This is a genomic window from Rhodanobacter lindaniclasticus, assembly GCF_004799035.1.
GTDB classification, from domain to species: Bacteria; Pseudomonadota; Gammaproteobacteria; order Xanthomonadales; family Rhodanobacteraceae; genus Rhodanobacter; species Rhodanobacter lindaniclasticus.
On sequence record NZ_MWIO01000031.1, the window covers coordinates 59,143 to 82,943 of the forward strand.

A 23,801-nucleotide genomic window follows, 5' to 3' on the forward strand; every position below is an offset into this window, starting at 1 on the left:
GGCCGATGCCAACGACCCAGCCTCGCCAAACCGGCGGTTCGAGGTGGGTGGCTGATTATCCTGAACGCCCCTTGCCCGGAAAGCGTATCACCACACAATGCGGCGTCATAGCGGACTTGGCAGCTATGACGCGCCAACCACGCCGCAGGTTCAGGAAGGGGGTTCGGGCTTGCCGGGCCGACGCGACGGGCGCGCCGGCCGCCGCCCGGGGAGGAAACCGCCGATCAGCGCGCGCCGCGGCGGAACAGCACCACTTCGACCGTCTGGAACAGGATCAGCAGGTCGAACAGCAGGTTGTGGTTCTTGACGTAGTACAGGTCGTACTTGAGTTTTTCCTCGGCATCGGCCTCGGACGCGCCATACGGATAGCGCAGTTGCGCCCAGCCGGCCAGACCGGGCTTGAGGCAATGGCGGAGATCGTAGTAACGGATCTTCTGACCGAGATCGATCACGAATTGCGGTCGCTCGGGCCGCGGGCCGATGAAGCTCATCTCGCCCTTGAGCACGTTCCACAACTGTGGCAGTTCGTCCAGGCGCACCTTGCGCGTGAAGCGACCCACCCGGGTCACCCGGTCGTCATCCTTGTTCGCCCAGCGGGCGATGCCGTCCAGTTCTGCGTCGGTGCGCATGCTGCGAAACTTGATCAGCTGGAACGTCTTGCCGCGCGCGCCGACGCGTTCCTGCCGGTAGAGGATGGGCTGGCCGGCCCCGGACTCGATGCGGATGGCCAGCGCCACCAGCAGCATCAGCGGCCAGGTCAGCAGCAGTACCAGCGCGGCGATCAGCAGATCGGAGCAGCGCTTGCTGAATCGGCGCAGCGGAGTGGCATCGAAGCCGCCGGAGAACACCAGCCAGGAAGGATCGGTCAACGACAGCTGCACGCGGCCGGACTCGCGTTCGAAGAAGGTCGCCAGGTCGGTCACGTCGATGCCGTTCTGGCGGCATTCCAGCAGGTCGCGCATGGGCAGGCCGCCGCGCCGGTCGTCGACCCCGACCACGATCTCGTCCACCTGGCGGTGCAGCGCCCAGTCCACCAGCGGGCCCTCGGGCGCCACCAGGAACTCCGGCCTGACCTGCGCCTCCTCCCCCTCTCGCGGCACGAAGCCCACCACGTTGAAGCCGATCCGGTCGGCGTGGCGACGCATGCGCGTCTGGATCTGCGAGGCGCGCTTGCCCGCCCCCAGGATCAGCACCCGCCGCTGGAACACCACGGCGTCCACCAGGCGCAGGAACACCAGCCGGAACCCCATCATCAAGGCAAAGGACAGCACCAGCGCGATGGTCAGCACGCCACGGCCGACATAGGCCTGCGGCAGCAGGTAATACATGATGAATACGCCCACGCCACCGAGCACGAAACCCACGCTCTGGCGCGCCAACACGCCGAACCAGCTGGTCCGCATGTGCGACTGGTAGTGGCCGAGGGCGACCATCGCCAGCAGCATGATCACGGCGAACGCCAGCGAGCGCTCGGGCATGTGGCGGGAGAATTGGGCTAGGTCGGCGGGCTGATTGAAATAGCGCAGGTACATGGCGGCGTTGAGCGAAAAGCCCAGCAGCACCATGTCCACGGCCGCCAGCAGCAACAGCCAGCGGTTGGCTTTTCGACGCAGAAAGCGAAACATCTCCATCCCCCCAACCCTGCCACTCCAGCCAGCATGGCGAACCGACGGCGCCGCTTGGCGCGCGCCCCGCCTGGCGGCGGGCATGCACATATACACGAAAACCGTATTCAATACAACCGTATTTGTCACAAATCTGAAAGCTGGTGGGCGGTCTGGCGCCAAACATTCCTTCGGTGAGGCTCAGACCCACTCCAGGCCGTGCTGGCCGACCAGTTTGCTCCCGACGGGCAGCGCCACGGCCCCCACCAGACCGGTCGGCAGATCCAGCGGGAGAGCCCGGCACGAAGGCATGTCGGCAGCCGTCGGGGGAGGGGCAACGGGTTCGGTCGCACCGGCATCGAAGCGCGCCGGGTCCACGCCGAGCCCCACGCCGAAGGCTTTCAACAGCGCCTCCTTGCGCGTCCACAGCACCAACAGCGCGTGCTCGCGCGCAGCCACGTCCAGCGCCATCACTCGCGTGGCCTCGGCGGGCGTGCAGACAACCTCGGCCATCTCCGCCAGGCGCACCCGCGAGGGCTGCTGCTCGATGTCGATGCCGCTGGTTTCATCAGCGCAGATCGACACCGCAGCCCAGTCGCCGGCATGGCTGAGGCTGGTGCTGAGCCCCGTACCGGGCAGGGTCGGTTGTCCCGACGGCGTCGCCAACAGCGGAACCGCGGCCGGCGCGACGTCCAGGCACGTGGCAAGCGCGATACGCCAGACCGCATGAGCCAGGACATGGCGGGTACGGTCACGGTCGAAACGGAAACGTGCCGCACGCTGGGCTTCGCCGGCATCCAGCACGGCCTGCGCGTGCGTGACCTGCGCCACCAGCGGCGTACACGCGAACACGATGGTGCGGCCCTCGTTCCGCGCTGGCGGCGTGAAGCCCGCCTGCGCCAGCGCTGCGTGCACGATGGAGGTGAAGTGACCTGTGTTCATGCCTCCCCCGGCGAACGCGGACGCGTGCAGTGTGGCACCGACGCGTACATTCCGCCGCCCGGAAACGAACCGGCCCGCCAGTGGCGGGCCGTTGCAACCGAGCGCGGAACGACGCTCAGAGGATATAGACGAACATGAACAGGCCCAGCCACACCACGTCGACGAAGTGCCAGTACCAGGCCACCGCCTCGAAGCCGAAGTGATGGTCCTTGCTGAAATGACCTTTCAGCACGCGCAGCCAGATCACTGCCAGCATGATCGTACCCAGCGTCACGTGCAGTCCGTGGAAGCCGGTCAGCATGAAGAAGGTCGAACCGTAGACGCCGCTGCCCAGGGTCAGGTTGAGCTCGTGGTAGGCCTCGATGTACTCGTGTGCCTGGAAGTACAGGAAGGTGGCGCCCAGCAGCACGGTCAGGCCGAGGAACAGCAGGATCCGGCCGCGATGCCCTGCACGCAGGGCGTGGTGGGCAATCGTCACGGTGACGCTGGAGGTCAGCAGGATCAGGGTGTTCAGCAGCGGAAGGCCCCAGGCCGGCACCGTTTCGAACGCGCCGCCGATCTTCGCCGGGCCGTTGCCGCCGTTGGCACCCCAGGCCGCGGTGTAGTCGCTCCACAGGAACTGGTGGGTCAGCACGCCATGGCCTTCGCCACCGAGCCACGGTACCGAGAACATGCGGATGTAGAACAGCGCGCCGAAGAACGCGCCGAAGAACATCACCTCGGAGAAGATGAACCACATCATCCCCATGCGGAACGAGGTGTCCACCTGCTGGTTGTAGTCGCCGGCCAGCGATTCGCGGATGACCGAACGGAACCAGCCGAAGAACATCGCCAGCACGCCGACCACGCCGACCACGAAGACCGACTTGCCGAAACCGGTTTCGCCCGGTTCGGCGTTGAGCCAGTGCCCGGCGCCGAACATGAAGATGAACATGACGACCGCGGCGACGATCGGCCAGTAGCTCTTGGCCGGTACAAAGTAAACGTCGTGTTGCTGACCCATGCTGAGACCCCGTGGATTTCTCTTGATGACTCTGCCCCGCCATGCCGCTCGGGGACCTGCCTGCCGGTCGTGCCGACCCGGGTGATTGAAGTGGAAAGGTGCTGGCGCGGTTATTTCATCAGCAGTATCTGCAGGAACGCCAGCAGATAGAAGCCGATCACCACCGCGACCAGGATCTTCACCGTGCGGCGCACGCCGCGGCGCTGGTCCGCGGCATGGATCTCGTCAACCGGCTGTGTCATTTCCACGGCTTCCCCGCCGATCAGGCGTGCACGTTGCCGTGCGCCAGCTCTTCGTCATGGATCACGGGCGGCACCGAGAAGGTGTGGTGCGGCGCCGGCGAAGGCACGGTCCACTCCAGCCCCTTGGCGCCTTCCCACACACGATCGGCGGCCTTCTTCTTGGAGAAGAACGCGCAGTGGATCAGCACGCCAATGAAGATCAGCTGCGAGGCGCCGAACAGGAAACCGCCGATGGAACTGACCATGTTGAAGTTGGCGAAGGCCACGTTGTAGTCGGGAATGCGACGCGGCATGCCGGCCAGGCCCAGGAAGTGCTGCGGGAAGAACAACACGTTCACCCAGATCACGCTGTTCCAGAAGTGCACCTTGGCCCAGAACTCGTTGTACATGTTGCCGGTCCATTTCGGCAGCCAGTAATAAGCCGCCGCGATGATGGCGAACAGGGCACCGGTCACCAGCACATAGTGGAAATGCGCGACCACGAAGAAGGTGTCCTGGTACTGGAAGTCCGCCGGCACCAGGGCCAGCATCAGGCCGGAGAAGCCGCCGATGGTGAACAGGATGATGAAGGCAATGGCGAACAGCATCGGCGTCTCGAACGTCATCGAGCCGCCCCACATGGTGGCCACCCAGTTGAACACCTTCACGCCGGTGGGCACCGCGATCAGCATCGTCGCGTACATGAAGAACAGGTCAGCGCCCAGCGGCATGCCCACCGCGAACATGTGGTGCGCCCACACGATGAACGACAGGAACGCGATGCAGGCCAGCGCGAACACCATCGCCTTGTAGCCGAAGATCGGCTTGCGCGCGAAGGTGGGCACGATCTCCGAGATGATCCCGAATGCCGGCAGGATCATGATGTAGACCTCGGGATGGCCGAAGAACCAGAAGATGTGCTGATACAGCACGGGGTCGCCGCCGCCGCCCGGGTTGAAGAAGCTGGTGCCGAAGTACTTGTCGGTCAGCAGCATGGTCACCGCACCCGCCAGCACCGGCATCACCGCGATCAGCAGGAACGCGGTGATCAGCCAGCTCCACACGAACACCGGCATCTTCAGCAGATCCATGCCCGGCGCGCGCATGTTGAGGATGGTGGCGATGATGTTGATCGCGCCCATGATCGAGCTGATGCCCATCAGGTGGATCGCGAACACCACGTAGGCCAGCGAACCGCCCTGCAACGAAAGCGGCGGATACATGGTCCAGCCGCCGGCGGGAGCGCCACCCGGCAGGAACAACGTGGACAACATCAGGATGAAGGCGAACGGCAGGATCCAGAACGACAGGTTGTTCATGCGCGGCAAGGCCATGTCCGGCGCGCCCACCATCAACGGGATCATCCAGTTACCCAGGCCCACGAACGCCGGCATGATCGCGCCGAAGATCATGACCAGGCCATGCAACGTGGTCAGCTCGTTGAAGAAATACGGCTGCACCAGCTGCAAGCCCGGCTTGAACAGCTCGGCGCGGATGACCATCGCAAAGCTGCCGCCGATGAAGAACATCGTCAGCGCGAAGATCAGGTACAGCGTGCCGATGTCCTTGTGATTGGTGGACATGCACCAGCGTTGGAAGAAACTCTTCGGCGCGCCGTGGTGATCATCGTGCTGATCATGGGTGGCTGCGTAGGACATGGCCATGCACCTCTAACCTGTAATGGAATGCGACTGCAACGAAAACGCTGATGGGATCGGGCTCAGCCCTGCGGAGGGGTCGCCGCGGCAGTGGCCGCCGCGCCCCCGTCGATCGGCGCGGGCGGCGGCAGGGACTTGCCGGAAGCGGCTTCCTGCTCGGCCAGCCACTTGGCGAAGTCCGCCTTCGACTTGGCCACCACCACGATCGGCATGAAGCCGTGGTCCTGGCCGCACAGCTCGGCGCACTGGCCGCGGTAGGTACCCGGCTCCTTGATGTTGGTCCAGGCCGCGTTGACGATGCCGGGGATCGCGTCGAGCTTCCAGCCCAGTGCCGGCACCCACCACGAATGGATCACGTCGCCGCCGGTGATGACGAAGCGGATCTTGGTGTCGACCGGCACCACCAGCGGCTTGTCGACGTTCAACAGATAGGTCTGCTCGTCGCCCACCTTGACCGCGTACGGGTCCATGCCCGAATCGAGCTGGCGGGTGTAGTCGCTCTGCTTGTCCAGCTTGGACATGAAGCCGACCTTGTCGATCGGCTTGCCCATGTAGCTGACATAGTCGTAGCGCCACTTCCACTGGTAACCGGTGACCTTCACCGTCATCTGCGAGCCGGTGGTGTCGGCCCAGCTGGTGAGGCCGCCGGTGGCGAGGTAGGCCAGGGTGATCAGGATCAGCACCGGGATCGTGGTCCAGACCACTTCCAGCGCGGTGTTGTGCGCCCACTTCTCGGCCACCGCGCCGCGCGATTTGCGGAAGCGGAACATCGCGACGAACATGGCGCCGAACACCAGCACGCCGATCACCACGCAGACCCACAGCGAGATGTTGTTCAGATCGTAGGGGACGTGCGACCAGGTGCTCGCGCCGCGTTCCATGTTCAGCTGCCATGGATGCGGATTCGCCTGCACGGCACTGCCGAACGTCGCAAGGGCAAGACCCGCCGCTGCCATGAATGATCGCCTGATCCCGCCAGATGTCATGTCTTGCACCTTTGTCATTGCTGTTTGCGCCACTGTCCGGCCGAACCGGCCAGCAGCACCCTGAGTCGCTTCGCCAGCTCGACGCGTTCCGTTGCCGCCAGAAACGCACCGATCTCCAGATCGCGGCCATGCGATGTCAACACCAGGCGTCCATTGCCGGTATCCAGCCGCACGCGCACCCAGCAAGGCTGGAAGCGAGTGCAACGCCGGCCCGGCAGCGACTGCACCTCCAGCGACGATTCGTCGAGAGTGATGCGCTCGCAGCGGTCGCCGGCCCGCCAGGCCACGCTCAACGCGACGGCCATGGCGGCGGATTCCACCAGGGCAAACAGCGGAGCAAACACGTTCCCCTGCCACGCCCCCAGTTCTGCCGTTGTCAGCGCCAATGCCACCAGAACCACGATCAGTCGACGCAGGCCGCGCCTGCTGAGCGAGCGATTTGGCTTGAGCCACATCGTCACGCAGGGCAAGCCGGCGCTGGCTGGTCGAAGCACGATCATGGAGATCCGGCGTGCCTGGAACTGCCGGAATGATAGGCCGCGGCGGCGCGGTGGGCAAGAATGTCGCACCCGATTGACTTCGATCAACGCAGCGGATCACGTTTGCGAGCACCGCGAACCCGTCACGCGCGTGCGGCAAATCATCCAACCCGAGGCGCACCCGCGCGAGCGGCGACGCACCCCAATGGCCGGGCGCGAAGCGTACAATCGCGGGTTTATTCCATCCTCCCGCGACCGGCATCGACACGACCGTGACCCCACCCATCCTGAGCCCCGAGCTGCCCGCTCGAACCACACCCGCGCGCGCGCGCATCACTGCCGCCTGGCTGCGCGACGAGACCGAGGCGGTCAACGACCTGCTCGACCAGGCCGTACTGCCCCCGGAGGAACGCGAACAGGTGATCGACCGCGCCGCCGCACTGGTGACTCGCGTGCGGGCGCGGGCGAAGGACCAGAGCGTGGTCGAGTCCTTCATGCGCCAGTACGACCTGTCCAGCGAGGAAGGCATCCTGCTGATGTGCGTGGCCGAGGCGCTGCTGCGCATCCCGGACAAGACCACCACCGACAAGCTGATCCGTGACAAGCTCGGCGACGCCAACTGGCGCAAGCATCTGGGCCGCAGCGAATCGCTGCTGGTCAACGCCTCCACCTGGGGCCTGCTGCTCACCGGCCGACTGGTCAACCTGGCCGACGGCAGCGGCGACGATTTCAACGGCGCGCTGCGCCGGCTGGTCACCCGCGTGGGCGACCCCACGATCCGCGCAGCGGTGCGCCAGGCGATGCGCATCATGGGCCACCAGTTCGTGATGGGCCGCGATATCGAGGAGGCGCTCGACCGCAGCGTGAAGAAGGAGAACGCGGTATTCCGCTACTCCTTCGACATGCTCGGCGAAGCGGCGATGACCGCCGACACCGCCGAGCGCTACCAGCAGGACTACCGCAACGCGATCGCCGCGCTGGGCGCGCGCGGCCCGTACGCGAACCACACCGATGCGCCGTCGATCTCGGTGAAACTGTCGGCGCTGTTCCCGCGCTACGAGGTCGCGCAGCGGGAACGCACGCACCGGGCGCTCACCGAAAAACTGCTGGAACTGTCGCAGCTGGCGATGAAGCACGGCATCGCGCTGTCGGTCGACGCCGAGGAAGCCGACCGGCTGGAGCTGTCGCTGGACGTGATCGGCGACGTCTTCGCGCATCCCTCGCTGGAGGGCTGGAACGGCCTGGGCATCGTGGTGCAGGCGTACGCCAAGCGCACGCCGTTCGTGATCGACTGGCTGGTGGAGACCGCACTGGCCAGCGGCCGGCGCTGGTACGTGCGGCTGGTCAAGGGCGCCTACTGGGACGCCGAGATCAAGAAGGCGCAGGAACAGGGGCTGTCGGGCTATCCGGTGTTCACCCGCAAGCCGAACACCGACGTTTCCTACCTGGCCTGCGCGCGGCGGCTGTTCAACGCCGGCGGCAACCTGATCTACCCGCAGTTCGCCACCCACAACGCGCACACCATTGCCGCCGTGCACCACATCGCACAGGGCCGGCCGTTCGAATTCCAGCGCCTGCACGGCATGGGCAGCGACCTGTATGCCGAGGTGATCGGCAAGAACAGCTTCAACGTGCCCTGCCGGGTGTATGCGCCGGTCGGCACGCACGAGGACCTGCTCCCCTACCTGGTGCGCCGCCTGCTCGAGAACGGCGCCAACACCAGCTTCGTCAACCGCGTGGTGGACGAGGACGTGCCCGCGCGCGAACTGGTGGCCGACCCCTGCGAGACGGTGCGCGCGTTCGACCACATCCCGCACCCGCGCATCCCGCTGCCGGCCAATCTCTACGGTGAACTTCGGAAGAATTCCATGGGCGTCAACTTTGCCAACGACAACGAACTGAACGACCTCGCCGCCGCGGTCAACGCGCAGACCGGTCCGTGGCACGCCGCCCCGCTGGTGCCCGGGGCCAGCAGCCAGGGCGCCACCGTGCCGGTCACCGACCCGGCCGACCGGCGCCGCACGATCGGCAGCTACCTCAGCGCCGACCAGGCCACGGTGGACCGGGCCATGGCCAATGCGGCAGCCGCCCAGGACGGCTGGAACAACCTGCCGGTGGCCAACCGCGCCGCCATGCTCGAGTACGCGGCCGACCAGCTGGAGGCGCGCCGCGCCGAGTTCATCGCGCTGTGCGTGCGCGAGGCCGGCAAGAGCCTGCCCGACGCCATCGCCGAAGTGCGCGAGGCGGCCGATTTCCTGCGCTACTACGCCACCATGGCGCGCCGCCTGTTCGCCGAGCCCGAGCAGCTGCCCGGCCCCACCGGCGAGACCAACCAGCTGTACCTGGGCGGCCGCGGCGTGTTCGTCGGCATCAGCCCGTGGAACTTCCCGCTGGCCATCTTCATCGGCCAGGTCAGCGCCGCGCTGGCGGCCGGCAATGCGGTGATCGCCAAGCCGGCCGAACAGACCAGCCTGATCGGTCACCTCGCCACCCAGCTGCTGCACGAGGCCGGCGTGCCGAAGGAAGTGCTGCAGTTCGTCCCCGGCGACGGCCCCACCGTGGGTGCGGCGCTCACCCGCGACCCTCGCGTGGCCGGCGTGGTGTTTACCGGCGCCACCGAAACCGCCTGGGCGATCAACCGCGCGCTGGCCGCGCGCGACGCGCAGATCGCGGTGCTGGTGGCCGAGACCGGCGGCCAGAACGCGATGATCGCCGACTCCTCCGCCCTGCCCGAGCAGATCGTCAAGGACGTGATCGCCTCGGCCTTCCAGTCCGCCGGCCAGCGCTGCTCGGCGGCGCGCGTGCTGTACATCCAGGAGGACATCGCCGACAAGGTGATCGGGATGCTGGCCGGCGCCATGGCCGAGCTGAAGGTGGGCGATCCGGGCCTGCTGTCGACCGACGTCGGCCCGGTGATCGACGAGGACGCCAAGGCGATCCTGGTGGCCCACGCCGAACGCATGGACAAGGAGGCGAAGAAGATCGCCGAGGCGCCGATGGACCCGGCCAGTACCGCGCACGGCACCTTCTTCGCGCCGCGCGCGTACGAGATCCCTTCGCTGTCGGTGCTCAAGCGCGAGGTGTTCGGCCCGGTGCTGCACCTGATCCGCTTCAAGGCCAGCGAACTGAAGAACGTCGTCGACGAGATCAACGGCACCGGCTACGGCCTGACGCTGGGCGTGCACAGCCGCATCGACGCCACCGTGCACTACATCAGCCAGCACGCGCGCGTCGGCAACTGCTACGTCAACCGCAACCAGATCGGCGCGGTGGTCGGCGTGCAGCCGTTCGGCGGCGAAGGCCTGTCCGGCACCGGCCCCAAGGCCGGCGGTCCGCATTACCTGCTGCGCTTCGCCGGCGAACGCACGCTGACCATCAACACCACCGCGGCGGGCGGCAACGCGTCGCTGCTGACGATCGGGGAGTAGGCCGGGACTGGCGCGCCGCACTTGTGCAGCGCGCAAGCAGGCGCCGCGGCGGCCATGTTAGAAAGCGTGGACTGCAGGTGCTTCGCCTGCGCGTCGGAGCATCGGCACCATGGCACGTCCCGCCGGCATGATCGGCCTGCACTCCTCTCCCGCGGCGGTGGCGGCGGGGGATGATCCGCGCTACACCGCCGCGGAGTTTCCCACCAACAAACTGCTGTACCTGACCCAGCTGGCGGATGCGTGCGGGATCGACTGCCGCACGTGGTTCGGCGGGCTGGCGCTGAACCGCGCCCAGCTGGCCGACCCCGCGTTGCGGGTTTCCTATCGCCAGGCGGCCACCTTCGTGCGGCGGGCGCTGGCGGCACTGCGCGCGGCGGGGGTGGCCGACGCCGGGCTGCGCATCGGGCGCGAGGGCACCATCGGCGGCTTCGGCCTGCTCGGGCTGGCGATGATGACCGCGCGCACCTTCGGCGAAGCCATGCAGGCCGGCATCGCCCATCACAAGATCTGCGGCTGCCTGCTCGACCTGGCGTTCGAGGCGGTGGACGAACGCACCGTCGCGCTCACCGCGCTGCCGTTGTTCGACGACGTCGAACTGCTGCCGTTCTTCTGCGAGGAGCTGTTCGCCAGTTCCACCATGATCGCCCGCGAACTGATCGGCCCGGCGTTGCGTCCGGTGCGGCTGGAACTGGCCTACCCGCGCCCGGCCTATGCCGAGAAGTACCGTGCCTTGTTCGATTGCGAGGCGCGTTTCGATGCACCGCGTTGCCGCCTGCTGATCGACGTGCAGTGGCTGCCGCACCCGTTGCCCGGCTACAACCCGCTCACCGCGAAGCAGGCGCTGGCCCTGTGCGCGCAACAGCGCACGCCGGACGGCGGCGAGCCGCACCAGGAGATCGTCGCCGCCGTGGAACGGCTGCTGCGCAGTCGGCTGGCGCAGCAGCCGAAGCTGCACGAGGTGGCGCACACGCTCAACCTCAGCGAACGCTCGCTGCGCCGCAAGCTGGCCGAGAGCGGGCGGATCTTCCGCGACATCCACGATCGCGTGCGCGCCGAACGCGCGCTGCAGTTGCTGCAAGCGGGCACGTTGAGCGTGGCGGACGTCGGCAGCGCGGTGGGTTTCAACGACCCGCGCGAGTTCCGGCGGGCGTTCAAGCGCTGGACCGGGATGCCTCCGCAGGAGGCGAGGCGCGCCGGCGGCTGATCGAATAGGCCGGTTTGCCCCCCGTAAGCTGGCCGCTTTGCCCTCCCCTTGCCGGCCGGAATGGGCGAGAGTCGGGGCCATCGACGCGACGCTCTTCACACGGGGGAACCGGACCATGCGCACGCTGCTCATCTCCATCGCGCTGACGGCCGCACTGGCCGGCTGCGGCAAACACGAGGCGCCGCCGCAAACCACCGCCGACGGCAGTTTCGAAGCCAAGCTGCAGGAGCAACTGCTGGACGCCAAGCCCGGCAGCGTGATCGAGATCCCCGCCGGCCATTACCACCTCAAGCGCGGCCTCAGCCTGCGCACCGACGGCGTCACCATCCGGGGCGCCGGCATGGACAAGACCGTGCTCTCGTTCAAGGGCCAGGTGGTCGGCCCCGAGGGCCTGCTGGTCAACGCCAGCGACTTCACCATCGAGAACCTGGCGATTGAGGACAGCAAGGGCGACGCGCTGAAGATCAACCAGGGCAGGAACATCACCATCCACGGCGTGCGCATCGAGTGGACCGACGGCCCGAAGACCACCAACGGCGCCTACGGCCTGTACCCGGTGAAGACGCAGAACGTGCTGATCGAGGACTCCGTGGTGATCGGCGCGTCGGATGCCGGCATCTACGTCGGCCAGTCGGACAACATCATCGTGCGCAACAACCGCGCCGAGCACAACGTGGCCGGCATCGAGGTCGAGAACTCCACCCGCGCCGACGTCTACGGCAACACTGCCACGCAGAACACCGGCGGCATCCTGGTGTTCAACATGCCCAACCTGTCCAAGGAAGGCCACAGCACGCGGGTGTTCAAGAACAAGGTCTTTGCCAACAACCTGGGCAACTTCGCCGCCAAGGGCGCGGCGGTGGCCAGCGTGCCGGCGGGTTCGGGCGTGGTGATCAACTCCAACGACAAGGTGGAGATCTTCGACAACGACATCGCCGACAACCAGACCGCGAACATCATCATCGCCAGCTATTTTTCCACCAACTACTACAACACCCGCGGCGTGGCGGCGAGCTACAACCCGTACCCGAAGGGGATCTACGTGCTCGACAACCGCCTCAAGGGCGGCGGCGATTCGCCCGACGGCATCAAGCTGAAGACACTCAAGACCGCCATGTACGGCCTCACCGGCAGCTTCCCCGACGTGCTCTGGGATGGCTACGTCGACAGCAAGACCCTGGTCGACGGCCTGCCGCCGCCCGACGACCGCATCTGCCTGCAGGGCGTCAACGGCGTGCTCGATGCCGACGGCCCGCATGACTACAAGAACCCGGCCACGGACATGAAGCCGTTTGTCTGCACCCTGCCCCGGCTGCCGGCGGTGACGCTGAATCCCGAGCCGAAGGTCTGAGGAATGTTTCAAGTATTTCCGGTCACTGCAGGAGCGCATCCTGTGCGCGATGCTCTTCGTCACGTCACCCACAAACATCGCGCACAGAGCCTGCCCCGGACTCGATCCGGGGGTGCGCTCGTGCAGGGTTTCGCGCTGCTGCTCGCATTGCTGCTGGCCGGCTGCCAGCGCGGCATGCAGCCGGTGGCGTTCCATGCCGAAGGCCGCCCGGCCAAACTCAGCGACTGGCACGTGGTCGAGGTGCATGACGGCCAGCTGCAACTCAACGACGGGGTGGTGCCGTACGACCTCAACACGCCGCTGTTCACCGATTACGCGCACAAGCTGCGCACGATCTGGATGCCCAAGGGCGCGAGCGGCAAGTACCAGCCGGTGGACACGCTCGACTTTCCGGTCGGCACGGTGTTCAGCAAGACCTTCTATTACCCGCGTGCCGCCGACGGCAAGTTCAGCGACGTGGCACGCACCGCGGATTACTCGCGCGACTTCGCCGGCCAGGGCCTGGAGATGGCCAACGTCCGGCTGATCGAGACACGCATCCTGGTGCATCGCCAGAACGGCTGGGAAGCGATCCCGTACGTGTGGAACGACGCGCAGACCGAGGCCACGCTGGCGCGCACCGGCGCGGTGCTGCCGCTGACCCTGGTCGCCGCCAGCGCACGGGACGGTATCCCGGCGCGCGAGGATTTCAACTACGTGGTGCCCGACGAAAGCCAGTGTGCCAGTTGCCATGCGCAGGACTGGATCGATCGCAAGGTGCATCCGATCGGCCCGAAGGCGCGGCACATCAACAAGAACTACCTGTATGCCGATGGCGAGCACAACCAGCTCGAGCACCTGGCCAAGGTCGGCTATCTCGGCGGCGTGCCGGCGCTGGCCACGGTGCCGCGCGACGTCGACGCCGGCGATCCGAAGGCGCCGCTGGATGCGCGCGCACGCGCCTGGCTGGACATCAACTGCGGGCATTGCCACAACCCGAACGGCGCGGCCAACACCACCGGCCTGTCGCTGATCCACGGCACGCCCGAGAATCACGAACTGGGCATCTGCAAGCCGCCGACCGCCGCCGGCCAGGGCACCGGCAACCACTTCTTCGACATCGTGCCGGGCCAGCCGGATGCTTCGATCATCCCGTACCGGCTGACCTCGACCGAGCCCGGCACGATGATGCCGGAGATCGGCCGCAGCACGGCCGACCACGAAGCCATCGCGCTGATCAAGGCGTGGATCGCGGCCATGCCCGGTACCTGCACCGTGCTGCACTGAACCGACAAACGACCGCCGCGGCGCATGGGTCGCGGCCATTCCATGCAACGGGGAGCACGGCATGAACCTTCGTCAACGTCCACTTTCGACCGCGCTGCGCGGCTTGCTGTTCGGCGGCATGGCGCTGCTGCTGTGCGCCCCGCTGGCGGCGCAGACGAATACGAACACGGACGGCACCGCACCGGTCCCCGCCACGACCACCGCGGCGAACGCGGATCGGCCCACCGAGCTGGGCACCATCACCGTCACCGCGCAGAGCCGCAGTCAGCAGATGCAGTCGGTACCGATCGCGCTGCAGATCGTCACCGCGCGGCAGATCGACACGCTGGCGGCCACCGACCTCAGCAAGATGAGCCTGTTCGTGCCCGGCCTGGTGGTCAGCGCCAACCAGCCGACCCAGCCCAACTACGAGTTGCGCGGCATCAGCACCGACGACTTCGGCGTGGGCACCGAGTCGGCGGTGGGCGTGTATGTCGACGGCGTCTATGCGGCGCGCTCCGGCGGCGCCCTGCTGGCATTCAACGACATCCAGCGCATCGAAGTGCTGAAGGGCCCGCAAGGCACGCTGTTCGGCCGCAATGCCGCTGCCGGCGCCATCTCGATCGTCACCAACGAACCCAGCGACAAACTGGAAGGCAAGGCGCGCATGCGCCTGGGCAACTACGGCAAGCGCTACGGCGACTTCCTGCTGAACCTGCCGCTCAACGCGGACATGGCCCTGCGCTTCAGCCTGTTCGACAACCAGAGCCACGGCTGGGCCCGCGACGCGGCCACCGGCAAGCGCTACGGCCAGGACAACGACCGCGGCGCGCGCGGCGTCTACCGCTGGAACATCACGCCGAACACCCGCGTGCTGTGGTCGTGGGACCACGAGGAACTCAAGCAGCCACCGCAACCCGCCTTCGGCCTGATCCCGGCGTCGGCGTGGTCGGTGCGGCCAGACCCGAACGCCGGCGTGCCGAGTCCACCGTATCCGGCCAACCCCGCGCAGTACCTGAACCCGCTGCATGCGCCGCTGTACAACGACGCGGTCGGCGCGGCCGAGAGCCGTCGCTTCGACGGCTCCACCCTGATCGTCGACCACAGCTTCGGCTGGGGCAGCCTGACCTCGACCACCGCGTGGCGCAATTTCGACACCTTGAACCTGGGTGATTACGACGGTACCAACCAGCGCACCACCTACCTCGACACCGCCAACATCGAGCACAACAACAGCTGGTACCAGGAGTTCAAGTTCGCCGGCAGCACCGACCTGATCGACTGGGTGGCCGGTACCAGCTGGTACAGCGAACAGGCGCGCCAGACCAGTCGCACCGACGTGTTCACCGACAGCATCGACACGCTGGCGCTGAACGTGGGCGGCGCCAGCTACGCCGACACCTTCGCCGGTTTCGATTCGCTGCTGAAGTTGTTCGGCCTGCCTTACTCCGTGCTGGGCGCGCCGTGGCGCGAGCAGATCGAAAACCATGGCCGCTTCAAGGCGTACGCCTTGTACGGCGACGTGATCTGGCATCTGGGCGACAAGCTCAACCTCACCACCGGCCTGCGTTACACCCGCGACCAGAAACGCTTCTCGTGGTTCAACCCGCAGCGCAGCGCGCCGGAACTGGACCAGACCATCGACGCGCTCGACGCGATGGGCTTGCTCGCGCTGGCCGGCGTCAATCCCGACGCGTTCCGCCAGAACCTGATCTTCAACCCCGCCAGCGGCGCGCCGGTGGGCGTGCTGGTGCAAGGCAGGAACACCTGGAACGACCTCAGCCCGCGCGTGGTACTGGACTACGCGTTCAGCCCGGACGTGATGGTCTACGGGTCGGTCACCAAGGGCTACAAGGCCGGCGGCTACAACAGCGTGCAGGTCGGCTCGCACTTCGCGCCGGAGAAGGTGCTCAACTACGAGGCCGGCATCAAGAGCGTGTTCCCCGGCCCCAACCTGCTGCTCAACGCCAGCACCTATTACTACCGCTACGACAACCGCCAGTCGCTCACTCTCGACCCGAACAGCACCGGCTCCGGCGTGCCGCGCTACCTGGTGGCGAGTACCGACCAGCAGGCCCACGGCGTCGAAGTGGAGCTGCAATGGCAACCGAACACGGCGTTCCGGCTTGGCGTCAACGGCGCCTACATCGACGCCACCTATCGCAACGCCACCGCACCTTCCGGTGCCAGCCTGGACGGCCAGCCCACCGGCGAGCCGAAGTATTCGTTCGCCGCACACCTGGCCTATACCTGGCACGACGTGGCCGGCGGCGCGCTGCAATTCGACCTCAGCCATGCCTATCGCGCCCCGTCCCGCTGCAACAACGACTCGCAGTTGCAGGGCACCTGCCAGATCAGCCCCAATTTCCAGGTCGGCTCGGCGCGCCAGATCACCGACGCGCGACTGGGCTGGAGCGCGGCCGACGACCAGTGGGGCGTGGCGCTCTATGGCACCAACGTGTTCGACAAGCGCTACGTCGACGGTGTCAACAACATCACCACCAGCGTGTTCGGCACGCCGTTCGCCAGCGTCACGCCACCGCGGATGTGGGGCGTCGAGCTGCGTGCGCGCTTCTGACCCGGCCGACGGCGTTCGCCGTTTGCGTGCATGCTGCAGGACCTGTCCCGAGTAACGCCATGACCACCGACCACGTTTCCACGCTCACCGACAGCCTGCGGCTGCTGCGCGCCGCGCAACGGGCGCAACCGATGCCCGACTGGACCGTGCGGGCCGCCCGGCTGCGTGCACTGCAAACGCTGCTGCGCGAGAACCGCGAGCGCATGGTCGAGGCCATCCATGCCGATTTCGGTTGTCGGCCGCGGGAAGAAACGGAGTTGCTGGAGTTCTTCCCCAGCCTGTCGGCGATCCGCCACGCGCTGGCCCACGGCCGGCGCTGGATGAAGCCGCGGCGGCGGCTGGCCGATTGGCTGTTCCTGCCGGCGCGCACCGAGTTGCGGCCGCAGCCGCGCGGCGTGGTCGGCATCATCGTGCCGTGGAATTACCCGCTGTATCTGGCCGTCGGCCCGCTGGTCGACGCGCTGGTCGCCGGCAACCGCGCCATGGTGAAGATGAGCGAATTCACCCCGCGCTTTTCAGCGCTGCTGGCGGAACTGGCCGGGCGGTATTTCAAGCCTGACGAAGTGGTGGTGGTCACCGGTGACGCCGAGGTGGCGCAGGCTTTTTCCGCGTTGCCGTTCGACCATCTGCTGTTCACCGGCTCCACCGCCGTCGGCCACCACGTGATGCGCGCGGCGGCGGCCAACCTCACCCCGGTGACGCTGGAGCTGGGCGGCAAGTCGCCGGCCATCATCGGCCCCGGCGCGCGACTGGAGCACGCCGTGGAACGCATCATGGTCGGCAAGCTGCTCAACGCCGGGCAGACCTGCATCGCGCCGGACTACGTGCTGCTGCCACGCGCACGCATGGCGGAGTTCATCGAGCTGGCCGGCAAGGCGGTGGCGCGGATGTATCCGCAACTGCAGCAGAACGCGCAGTACGCCAGCATCGTCTCGGACCGCCAGTACCAGCGCCTCGCGGCGCTGCGCGACGAAGCACAAACCGCCGGCGCGCACGTGCACGTGCTGGGCGAAGCCACGGAGGATCCGGCGCGCCGGTTGCTGCCCCCGCAGTTGCTGACCGAGGTCGACGACGACATGGCGGTGATGCGCGAGGAGATCTTCGGCCCGTTGCTGCCGCTGTTGCCGTACGACACGCTGGACGAGGCGATCGCGCATGTCGCCGCCCACGCGCACCCGCTGGCGCTGTACCTGTTCGAGGACGACCCGGCGCGCATCGACCAGGTGCTGGCATGCACCCACGCCGGCGGCGTCAGCGTCAACGACACGCTGTACCACATTGCCCAGCACGGCCTGCCGTTCGGCGGCGTCGGCGCCTCGGGCATGGGCGGCTACCACGGCCAGGCCGGCTTCCGCACCTTCTCGCACTTCAAGCCGGTGTTCCGCCAGGCGCGCTGGAACGGCGCCGGCCTGCTCAACCCGCCGTACGGCGCGCGCTTCCGGCGCCTGCTCGACCTGCTGCTGCATCGCGGCTGATTTTCTTTCACGCACAAAAAACTCCCCGCCGAAGCGGGGAGTTTTCTTGTGCAGTTACCGCAGGCAGGGCGTCAGAACTTGTACATCGCCGAGAAGCTGAGCAGGTTGCCGTAGTCGTCGAAATTGCCGGTCAGCGTGTCGCCGGTGCTGTTGGTCAGCGAGACGTGCGCGTTGTTGACGAAGATGTGCGCGTACGACGCGTTGATCTCGAAGTTTTCGCTGGCCTTGTAGCCGATGCCGACGGTGGCCATCTTGCGGGTGGAGTCGGGCACGCGCGGGCTGCGGGTCTTCTCGTAGGTCGGGCTGCTGTCGACCGCGACGCCAGCGCGCAAGGTCAGCTTGTCGTTGACGTAGTAGTCGCCGCCGATCGAGGCGTACACGGTGTTGCGCCAGTTGTACGGCTCCGACGTCTGCGGCTGCGAGTTGCCGTAGTTCACCGTCAGGTTCTTGAACACGTCCCACTTGGTGTACGCCACGTCGGCGCCGAGGCCGTACTTCTCGCCCTGGTGCCAGTAGCTCACGCTGGCCACGGCGGGCGTGGTGAAGTCGGCGGTGCCGGTGGTGTGCGAGAACGGCGGAATCGAACTGGCCAGCGCCGGGTTGGCCAGCAGCAGGTCGTAGCCCGGCGTGGTGGTGAAGTTGCCGGTGCCCTGCAGGCGATGGCTGATCTTGGCACGGTAGTTCAGGGCCAGCTTGTCGTTCGGGGTCAGCTTCCAGAAGCCGCCCAGCTGCCAGCCGTAACCCCAGTCGTCACCCTTGATGCGCGCATAGCCGTCCACGCCCGGGGGCGTCACCGCCGCCACGCCGGCCGCGGCTGCCTGGCCCTGCTGCACGGCCGCCTGGATCATCGCGGCACCCTGCGCCGCCGGGATCTGGCCGGCCGCGATGGCCGCCTGGATCTGCGCCACACCGGCGGCAGTCTGCGCACCGATGGCCTGCTGGATGCCGAGGCCGACGGCGTTGAAGTTGACCGCACTGGTCAGCTCCGCGCTGGTCTTCTGCGCGATGAAGCTGGCGCCGAGGCTGAAGTTGTCGGTGACGTCGAACGATGCCGACAGCGTCGCGTCGAGTGACTGGAACTTGGACTTGAGGCCGTGGTAGCGGCCGACCCAGTCTTTGTCGTACTCGGTCTGGAAGCCGAACGGCACCGAGAAACCGCCGCCCACGTGCACGCGGTCGCTGACCTGGGTGGCAAAGAACAACGCCGGAACGGGCAAGGTCGTGCCGGCGTCACCGCCGTTGCCGCCGCTGATCGGGCGGCCCAGCACGTCGTGTGCACTGCCTTCGAACTTGGCGCTGAAATTGATGGCGGTAACGTCCGCCTGCAGGTAGGTGCCCTTCAACTCGGACATCGCGGCCGGGTTGTTGACCACCACCGAAGCATCACCACCGGCGGTGGCGGAGCCGGCGAAGGCGCGGCCCAGGCCCTTGGCGCTGTTTTCCTTGAGCTGGAACGCGCTGGCATTCGCGCTCACGGGCGCAACCAGGGCACCCACGATCGCCATGCTCAGCGCGGCGAGCGCCAGTGGACGGGCAGCGCCCGTGAGGGAACGGAAAGACGTGTGCATCGCTGGCTCCTGCATGATGTTTGGGACCGCTCGAGTGGTGGCTGGTACGGCTGAGAAGAACAATTTTCATACGCGCGTTTGAACTTCCTGCGGAGGACTCTGCCCTCTCGGACAAGGCGTTGCAAGTGCGCTCGCAACAAGTTAATAACAAATACGGCCGCCGGGTCGGCAAAAACCCGCGCGCCGGCTAGCCGGCCGGCGCTGGTACTCTCGCTTTCCGGGCGTCCGCCTCGCCCCACCACGGTGCTGCCATGCAATGTTTCGTCTATGCCAGTCTGTCCAAGGCTGACACCTATCTGTGGCTGGCCGAACGCGACGCGTTCGGGATACTGCCCGAGCCACTGACCCTGATGCTCGGCGAACTGCGCTTCGTGATGGAGGTGCAGCTGACCCTGGAGCGCAAGTTGCCGGTGGAAGACACCCGTCAGGTGCTCGAGCACCTGCGTGCGCAAGGCTGGCATCTGCAATTGCCGCCGCAGGAGACGCTGGCTGCCGCCAACCATCCCGCTTATACGCACTCGCCGCGGAATGATCGGGAGGAGTGAATCGCGCATCATCGCGCTCGCGTTAACGCTTGGTTACCGCCTGCACCGTCCACGATTTCTATACTGCCGCCATGACCCAGACCAAATCCCGCCGCCGCCCTCCCTTCCTGCATGCGCTGGCCTGGTTCATTCCCGGCTTGCTGGCCGTGGCGCTGGCCGGCTTGACCACCCACCCGCTGACCCTGATCCCGCTGCTGCTGGCCAACGCGCTGACCATGGCGGCCATCTGCCACGCGATCGGCTTCGATCCGGAACCGAGCTTCACGCGCACCGTGCTGCGCCGCGGCGCCGCGCACCTGGTGATGTTCACCGGCTATACCGTGCTGGTATTCGTGCTGGTGGCCTGGCCGATGCTGCAACTCAGCCACAGCCCCAGCCTCAGTGCCGCGCTGCTGCTGGCCGCCGCACTGGTGCTGGCGCTGGTCTCGCTGTGGCGGCTGTGGCCGGCGTTCGGGCTGGTGTTCGTGTGGGACGACGCCTACCCGCCGCAGCGTGACGGTTCGTGGATCTTCACCGCCACTCTGCGCAGCATGGCGTTCGGCCGGCACCTGTCGCGCGAGGAGCGCTTCTTCACCCATTTCGTGCCCGCGGCGCTGTGCCTGCTCGCACTGGCCTTCAGTGCGATCGCACTGACCGGACTGGTGGGCATGCTGCCGGAGGAAATGCGTCTGGCGGCGCTGGCGATCTACGCGCTGGTGATCCTGCCGCTGGCCTGCCTGGTGGTGGCCAACCGCACCCTGCGTGCGATGCTGTGCGAACGCCATCGGCCGCGTCGCCGCAGCGACGCCGACCCGGTCGCCGCCGAATTTCCGCGCCCCGTGCTGAGCGAACCGGAACGCACCGCCGGCACGCCCGAACAGGCCGCCGCGCTGCTGACCGCCACCCGTGCCGGCGACATCGAACGCGCGCTGGCCCTGCTGGAAGTGGGCGCCCCCTGCGACACCGTGCCGCAGCCCGACGACCGCGACCAGCGCCCGGTGCTGATGCTGGCGGCGCTGCTGCCCGACACGCGCCTGCTGCGCGCGCTGATCTCCCGCGGCGCCGACGTCAATCGCGCCAGTGGTGGACTCACTCCGCTGCTGGCGGCCACCCGCGACAGCTGGCACGGCCGCGCCGAAGCCGTCCTGATGCTGCTCGCCAACGGTGCCAGCCCGCTGGCCACCGACGCCGACGGCAACACCCCGCTGCACGGCGCCGTGCTCAGCGCCGACGCCGGCGTCGCGGCGATGCTGCTCGATGCCGCCGCCCCGATCGACGCACTCAACCAGGCCGGCCTGAGCCCGCTGGCCACCGCCTGCCGCGCCGCCAACTGGACGCTGGCGAAGTTCCTGCTCGAACACGGCGCCAAGCCGGCCCCGGCCGGCGGCGAACCCGCCCTGGTCGCCGCCGCCACCATCACCGATGACGACCCGACCGGCGTCGCCCTGCTGCTCAAGCACCGCGCCGCGGTCAACGCCCTCGACGCGCGCCAGCGCCATGCCCTGCTCGGCGCCGCCGCCGAAGGCCACGAGCGCATTGCCCGCGCGCTGTGCGACGCCGGCGCCGACGTCAAGCTGGCCGACGAACACGGCAGCACCGCGCTGATGGAAGCTGCGCGTGCCGGCGCCAGCGGCATCGTGCAGCGGCTGGCCGAAGCGAAAGCCAACGCGCTGGCCCGCGACCAGCATGGCCGCGATGCACTGATGCTGGCCTGCCAGTCGCCGCACGCCGATGCCGCCACCGTCCGCGCCCTGCTCGAACTGGGTGCCGACGCCAGGGCCACCGGTGGCGACGGTCGCAGCGCCCTCGATCACGCCACCGCCTCCGGCCGTTGGGATCTGGTTGCGCTACTGGATCCGGATACGGCGCTGCCCGCCAACCTCAGCCACGACCTGCTGGACGAAGGCGCCGATACGCCGCAGCACCTGCTCGACGCGCTCCGCTTCGGCCACTGGGCTACCGTGTCCGCCTTCGGCGAGCGGGTGCAGTCCTGGCCGCAAGCCGACCTGGCCCGGCTCTACCTGGAACTGGCTACGCCGGGGCTGGGTGCGGCGAGGCGCTGGCTGCTGGACCACGGCCTCGCCGTCGAGGCCCGGCTGGAAGCGCCACGCGTCGACGAGCCCGACACCGGCGACGCGCACACCCAGGAGCCGCTGGGGCGACGCCTGTTCGACGCCCTGCTCGAACGCCTGCCCGACGCCACCGAAGCGATCGATGACCTGCTGCAGGCCGGCGCCAGCCCCGCTGGTTGCGGTCTGCTGGCCGCGGCCCTGGTGCAGCTCGAAGGCGCGGCCCAGGCCACCGCGCTGCCACTCGGCCTGCTCGAGCGCGGCGCCGATCCGTTCGGCCCGGACACGAACCAGCGCACGCCACTGCACCTGGCCGCCCGCCACGCACACGGCGACCTGCTGCAGGCGCTGCTGGCGCGTGGCTGCGACCCCAACGCACGCGACGGCGACCAACGCACGCCGCTGTTCGCCGCGCTGGAACACGGCGCTGCCGCGCTGCCGCTGGTGCGCAGCCTGATCGCCCACGGCGCCGACCCGGAAGCGGCCGACACCCACGGCGAAACGCCGCTGGGGCTGGCGCTGGAGCACCCCGCGCTGGAGCGCTGGCTGGACTGGCGCGACTGGCCGTTGCCGCAGCGCCCGCTGCGCAGCACTGACTTGCCCGCCGCCGCCGCTGCCGGTGCGCTGGCCGCAGTGCAGCGTCTGCTGCAACTGGGCTTCGCCGTCGACACCCGCGACGAGCAAGGCGCCACCGCGCTGCTGCGTGCCTGCGGTGCCGGTCATCGCGACGTGGCCGCCTGCCTGCTCGACGCCGGTGCCGACCCCGGTCTGCCTGCGCACAGCGGCGTCACCGCCCTGGTCGCCGCGGTCAGCGCGCGGCGCGAAGCGCTGGTGGCCCTGCTGTTGCAACGCCAGGTGGCCGTCGACCAGCGCCTGCCGAACGACGCCACCGCCCTGATGGTGGCCGCCGCGCTGGGCTACCCGGACATCGCCGAACAACTGCTGGCCGCCGGCGCCGAGGTCAAGGCGGTGGACAGCTCCGGCCGCAACGCACTGCACGCCGCCGCCCAATTCGGCTTCGAACACAACGACAGCCTGCGCACCCGCCGCCTGTTCGACAGCCTGCTCAAGCACGGCGCCGAGATCAACCACGCCGATCGCGAAGGCAAGACCCCGCTGCTGCTGCTGCTGGGCGCGCAATTGCCGCCCGGCAGCGATGGCGACGCCACCCACCTGGGCGCGCTGGTGCCGCCGTTGCTCGATGCCGGCGCGCACGTCGCCCACGCCGACCAGCGTGGCGTCACCGCGTTGCACGCCTGCGCCATGCACGCCCTGCTCGCCCCGGCCCGCGTGCTGCTCTCGCGCGGCGCCGACCGCCAGGCCACCGACGCCTTCGGTCGCACCGCCGCCGAAGTGGCGCGCCAACTCGGCTTCATCGACATCGCCCACGAACTCGGCGCGCGCAGCAGCCAGGCGATTCCCAGCGTGCGGCAGACGCTGCGGCAACCGGCGGAGTAGTCGCGCCG

The 23,801-nt window shown here is 67.9% G+C and carries 16 protein-coding genes; 8 read left to right on the plus strand and 8 right to left on the minus strand.

The window, feature by feature from the left end:
• Nucleotides 1–224: 224 nt before the first annotated feature.
• From B1991_RS11870 to B1991_RS11895, 7 genes are all read right to left on the minus strand, one after another.
• Nucleotides 225–1,625 carry a TIGR03013 family XrtA/PEP-CTERM system glycosyltransferase gene (locus B1991_RS11870; protein ID WP_136258896.1) on the minus strand — a complete coding sequence of 467 codons (1,401 nt, stop codon included), beginning with the start codon at nt 1,623–1,625 and terminating at the stop codon, nt 225–227.
• 180 nt (nt 1,626–1,805) lie between these two features.
• A complete protein-coding gene (locus B1991_RS11875) occupies nt 1,806–2,546 on the minus strand; it encodes a 4'-phosphopantetheinyl transferase family protein (protein ID WP_136258897.1) in 741 nt (246 codons plus the stop codon).
• A gap of 115 nt (nt 2,547–2,661) precedes the next feature.
• Complete coding sequence (locus B1991_RS11880) at nt 2,662–3,549, minus strand: cytochrome c oxidase subunit 3 (RefSeq protein WP_136258898.1); 888 nt, start codon at nt 3,547–3,549, stop codon at nt 2,662–2,664.
• A 110-nt stretch (nt 3,550–3,659) separates the two neighbouring features.
• Complete coding sequence (locus B1991_RS19090) at nt 3,660–3,791, minus strand: hypothetical protein (protein ID WP_281280543.1); 132 nt, start codon at nt 3,789–3,791, stop codon at nt 3,660–3,662.
• Between the two features lie 20 nt (nt 3,792–3,811).
• On the minus strand, nt 3,812–5,428 hold the full coding sequence (ctaD, locus tag B1991_RS11885; protein ID WP_136258899.1) for a cytochrome c oxidase subunit I: 1,617 nt from the start codon (nt 5,426–5,428) through the stop codon (nt 3,812–3,814).
• A gap of 62 nt (nt 5,429–5,490) precedes the next feature.
• The gene (coxB, locus tag B1991_RS11890; RefSeq protein WP_136258900.1) at nt 5,491–6,414 is read right to left on the minus strand and encodes a cytochrome c oxidase subunit II; all 924 of its coding nucleotides are present in this window, start codon (nt 6,412–6,414) and stop codon (nt 5,491–5,493) included.
• Between the two features lie 14 nt (nt 6,415–6,428).
• Complete coding sequence (locus B1991_RS11895; RefSeq protein WP_136258937.1) at nt 6,429–6,869, minus strand: DUF2244 domain-containing protein; 441 nt, start codon at nt 6,867–6,869, stop codon at nt 6,429–6,431.
• Between the two features lie 296 nt (nt 6,870–7,165).
• Here B1991_RS11895 and putA point away from each other — a divergent pair, with 296 nt between their 5' ends.
• From putA to B1991_RS11925, 6 genes are all read left to right on the plus strand, one after another.
• On the plus strand, nt 7,166–10,321 hold the full coding sequence (gene putA / locus B1991_RS11900) for a bifunctional proline dehydrogenase/L-glutamate gamma-semialdehyde dehydrogenase PutA (RefSeq protein ID WP_136258901.1): 3,156 nt from the start codon (nt 7,166–7,168) through the stop codon (nt 10,319–10,321).
• A gap of 109 nt (nt 10,322–10,430) precedes the next feature.
• Nucleotides 10,431–11,525 (plus strand): AraC family transcriptional regulator, encoded by a 1,095-nt coding sequence (locus tag B1991_RS11905; RefSeq protein ID WP_136258902.1) that lies wholly within the window; start codon nt 10,431–10,433, stop codon nt 11,523–11,525.
• 115 nt (nt 11,526–11,640) lie between these two features.
• Entirely contained in the window at nt 11,641–12,876 is a 1,236-nt protein-coding gene (locus B1991_RS11910) for a parallel beta-helix domain-containing protein (protein WP_136258903.1), read from the plus strand.
• 120 nt (nt 12,877–12,996) lie between these two features.
• A complete protein-coding gene (locus B1991_RS11915; protein ID WP_246031155.1) occupies nt 12,997–14,142 on the plus strand; it encodes an SO2930 family diheme c-type cytochrome in 1,146 nt (381 codons plus the stop codon).
• Nucleotides 14,143–14,203: 61 nt separating this feature from the next.
• Entirely contained in the window at nt 14,204–16,699 is a 2,496-nt protein-coding gene (locus tag B1991_RS11920; protein ID WP_136258905.1) for a TonB-dependent receptor, read from the plus strand.
• 59 nt (nt 16,700–16,758) lie between these two features.
• Nucleotides 16,759–18,174, plus strand: coding sequence for a coniferyl aldehyde dehydrogenase (locus B1991_RS11925; RefSeq protein ID WP_136258906.1), 1,416 nt, complete (start codon nt 16,759–16,761; stop codon nt 18,172–18,174).
• 71 nt (nt 18,175–18,245) lie between these two features.
• On the opposite strand, the gene B1991_RS11930 is transcribed toward B1991_RS11925, so the two are convergent.
• Nucleotides 18,246–19,742, minus strand: coding sequence for an OmpP1/FadL family transporter (locus tag B1991_RS11930; protein WP_136258907.1), 1,497 nt, complete (start codon nt 19,740–19,742; stop codon nt 18,246–18,248).
• Between the two features lie 251 nt (nt 19,743–19,993).
• Between B1991_RS11930 and B1991_RS11935 the strand changes: the two genes are divergently transcribed.
• A complete protein-coding gene (locus tag B1991_RS11935; protein WP_136258908.1) occupies nt 19,994–20,287 on the plus strand; it encodes a YcgL domain-containing protein in 294 nt (97 codons plus the stop codon).
• Between the two features lie 71 nt (nt 20,288–20,358).
• Nucleotides 20,359–23,793: an ankyrin repeat domain-containing protein gene (locus B1991_RS11940; protein WP_136258909.1), complete on the plus strand. Its 3,435-nt coding sequence runs from the start codon at nt 20,359–20,361 to the stop codon at nt 23,791–23,793.
• Nucleotides 23,794–23,801 lie beyond the last annotated feature (8 nt).

What these genes read in the sequence shown, in the direction of transcription:
- coxB (WP_136258900.1), bottom strand. Translation starts at nt 6,414, where the DNA reads ATGACATCTGGCGGGATCAGGCGATCATTCATGGCAGCGGCGGGTCTT.
- B1991_RS11870 (WP_136258896.1), bottom strand. Translation starts at nt 1,625, where the DNA reads ATGTTTCGCTTTCTGCGTCGAAAAGCCAACCGCTGGCTGTTGCTGCTG.
- B1991_RS11875 (WP_136258897.1), bottom strand. Translation starts at nt 2,546, where the DNA reads ATGAACACAGGTCACTTCACCTCCATCGTGCACGCAGCGCTGGCGCAG.
- B1991_RS19090 (WP_281280543.1), bottom strand. Translation starts at nt 3,791, where the DNA reads ATGACACAGCCGGTTGACGAGATCCATGCCGCGGACCAGCGCCGCGGC.
- B1991_RS11905 (WP_136258902.1), top strand. Translation starts at nt 10,431, where the DNA reads ATGGCACGTCCCGCCGGCATGATCGGCCTGCACTCCTCTCCCGCGGCG.
- ctaD (WP_136258899.1), bottom strand. Translation starts at nt 5,428, where the DNA reads ATGTCCTACGCAGCCACCCATGATCAGCACGATGATCACCACGGCGCG.
- B1991_RS11935 (WP_136258908.1), top strand. Translation starts at nt 19,994, where the DNA reads ATGCAATGTTTCGTCTATGCCAGTCTGTCCAAGGCTGACACCTATCTG.
- B1991_RS11895 (WP_136258937.1), bottom strand. Translation starts at nt 6,869, where the DNA reads ATGTGGCTCAAGCCAAATCGCTCGCTCAGCAGGCGCGGCCTGCGTCGA.
- B1991_RS11880 (WP_136258898.1), bottom strand. Translation starts at nt 3,549, where the DNA reads ATGGGTCAGCAACACGACGTTTACTTTGTACCGGCCAAGAGCTACTGG.
- B1991_RS11925 (WP_136258906.1), top strand. Translation starts at nt 16,759, where the DNA reads ATGACCACCGACCACGTTTCCACGCTCACCGACAGCCTGCGGCTGCTG.
- B1991_RS11910 (WP_136258903.1), top strand. Translation starts at nt 11,641, where the DNA reads ATGCGCACGCTGCTCATCTCCATCGCGCTGACGGCCGCACTGGCCGGC.
- B1991_RS11930 (WP_136258907.1), bottom strand. Translation starts at nt 19,742, where the DNA reads ATGCACACGTCTTTCCGTTCCCTCACGGGCGCTGCCCGTCCACTGGCG.
- B1991_RS11940 (WP_136258909.1), top strand. Translation starts at nt 20,359, where the DNA reads ATGACCCAGACCAAATCCCGCCGCCGCCCTCCCTTCCTGCATGCGCTG.
- B1991_RS11920 (WP_136258905.1), top strand. Translation starts at nt 14,204, where the DNA reads ATGAACCTTCGTCAACGTCCACTTTCGACCGCGCTGCGCGGCTTGCTG.